Source organism: Flavisolibacter ginsengiterrae DSM 18136 (assembly GCF_059568575.1).
This window is the reverse complement of sequence record NZ_JCANTR010000054.1, coordinates 1-2,382: the sequence shown is the minus strand read 5'-3', so window position 1 is coordinate 2,382 and position 2,382 is coordinate 1. Positions and strand designations below refer to the sequence as shown.

Sequence of the window (2,382 nt, the reverse complement as noted above, 5' to 3'; positions counted from 1 at the left end):
AGTTTTTTTGTGGACGTCTAAACCAATAAAGAGTTGTTTCATAACTTACCTCCGAATTTTAGAAGGGTAAGCTACTCTTTTACATGAATGCTTGCCAAAATACGGGCAGACGGATAAGAATTGAGCAATAGTAATTCTATTTATCTTTAGAACAAAGGCTAGGCTGACGAACAAGAAATTCCCGTACTTCGGCAAGCCGTTAACCGTTAGGCGAAATTTTAAACAGATGGTTCATCCAACTCCAAGACAAGACGACCTTATTGAACATTCTGCCATTCCAACCATTAGAAGTGTTTATAAAAAGTACGAGACTACATTTGTCATTCTGCATCCGTTTTTAAAAATAAAGCCTCATTACAACATTACTTTCGAAACAGGCAATTGGCCAACCAAAAAAGAAATCATTACCTGCACGAAAAACATTACTTGGGCAGAAATCATTCAACAGGCGGCCCTTGATGACCTCAGTGAACTTGACCGTTTGCTTGCCTATTTGCATTGTGAAAGACGAACGGCGGACAGAGAAGGTTGGATTAAATTAATGACCTTGTTAGACAAAAACAACATTATTCCCGCTGAAGTGGACTATCTGCCCACGAGTTTAACTAATCCACTGATGACAGCAATAAAAGCATTGGGCTATGCAGCTGTGAATGAATTTGAATTCACAGGCAATCTTAGAAAGCAGCATCAAATTGAAATGATTTTGGTTAGTGAAGAACAGGATTTCTTCTCTACAGCCACAGTGAGAACGCCAGATGATAAAATTGTATTTGCGACTTACTTTGACAAACGGTTCAGTTATTTGTCGGGTTCAAAAGACGCAGTTAACAGTATTATCCAAAAAGCAGAATTGGAAGGTTTTTATTGTAATGAAACAACTAGACAGGAATGGTCAGACAAGTTGCAGACTGAAAACGTCATTGATTGGTCGAGCCCTGAACGTAAGAAAAACTACACCTAACAGAGCGTTTGTAAAAGAGTGGCTGAATTGCTAAATTGAACAACAAAATATAATTGAACAGCAAAACAAAAGTGAAGCTGAAAGAAGATGGACTTCCACTCCTTCACAAACGCTTTGAACGTTATGCGCCACCTACCATCCAAAACATGAAGCTTCTTGTACTTTGTGTAATTATGACAGTGATAGGATGTAAAAACGATCCTAAGAAAGCAGAACCATCTTCGGAAATTCCTGCGTTTTCGGATACCCAGGTGCGTCCAGAAATTAGAATTACAAATGTTGAAGACATTATGAAAGACACTGCCGGAATTACTTGGGCAGCGAATCATTCTGACAACAGCCCTTGGCTATGTGAGATAACTTTCAAGAGGAATTATGCAGTTATCTGGTATCACGGGCAATGTCAGTACGAACATTTTATTTATAAAACCAGCGACTCCACTATTGTACTTCTCTGGGCATACCGGCCTGACTGTATAAGTGATATGTCTTTTCTGGAATCCTCTCATGGTTTATCCCAAGCTCCAAAGCCAAACAGGGATTTCGCTACTTATACCCTTGAGAACGACTCCACTTTACGGGTCGATTATAAGTATCCTGATTGGGTGAAAAAGGTCAATGCCATAGCTAAAGATTCGCTGTTCCCACGACGACTCCACCTTCAGAAAGGCAGCGGCGCATAACCTGGGCTTCAACCAATATGGGCAGACGAATATGTAATCAAGAGAAGAATCGATATTTCCGGCGACCGTTTGAGTTCCCTACATTACTCCACTACTTCCCCAAAAGCTTTGTCGCTTGCTCTTACCCACGCTATTCGCCCGCCCTGTCATGCCAACACACAGAGCTTCACTCCAAAACTTTTACCCGCGCACAACATGACCACCCGCAGCCTCCATTCATTGCCCTCTCACACAGCTCCCCGAGCTTCGCAATCAATGTCAGCCGCTACCAATCATCAGATTTCCCCTGTTAAGGAATGAATGAAAACTGCAGGAATGCTAGTTTGTATTCCTGACGCAGGAAGGATCTGCTCTTAGTAATTTCGGAACTGTTTGAAAGCTGTAAGGGCCTAACTCAAAAGACAACCCTTTTGTTATTGCACGGAACGACACGAGAGATCACCCATAGAAAAGATTTGTCGGCCATTCTTGCGCAAGCGCTTCGCCTGTCCTCCAAAACTTTTAGCCAACGCACGCCAGGGACACCCGCAGCCGCCAACACATGCGAAATCGTTTATTTGATGTTAGCACGCATGCCTTGGCGGCCGCTACAGTCGTTTAAACTAGATAGATAATTTGAACCAGCCTGCTAATCTCTTCGCCCGCGAGGTACTGTCTGAAAAACCAAATTTATTTAGACATATTTTTTAATTTTAAGTAACGAAAGAGAGCATACGGCGATAGCTCGACGGATGT

General features: G+C 42.1%; 2 protein-coding genes. Both read left to right on the top strand.

Annotated elements, in window-relative coordinates; translation table 11 throughout:
* Positions 1-226 precede the first annotated feature (226 nt).
* The gene (locus tag BP74_RS21575) at positions 227-964 is read left to right on the top strand and encodes a DUF2711 family protein (protein ID WP_496377630.1); all 738 of its coding nucleotides are present in this window, start codon (positions 227-229) and stop codon (positions 962-964) included.
* 53 nt (positions 965-1,017) lie between these two features.
* A complete protein-coding gene (locus BP74_RS21570) occupies positions 1,018-1,647 on the top strand; it encodes a hypothetical protein (protein WP_496377628.1) in 630 nt (209 codons plus the stop codon).
* Positions 1,648-2,382 lie beyond the last annotated feature (735 nt).

Bases quoted from the DNA above. Each gene is read 5' to 3' on its own strand.
- BP74_RS21575 (WP_496377630.1), top strand. From the start codon at position 227: ATGGTTCATCCAACTCCAAGACAAGACGACCTTATTGAACATTCTGCC.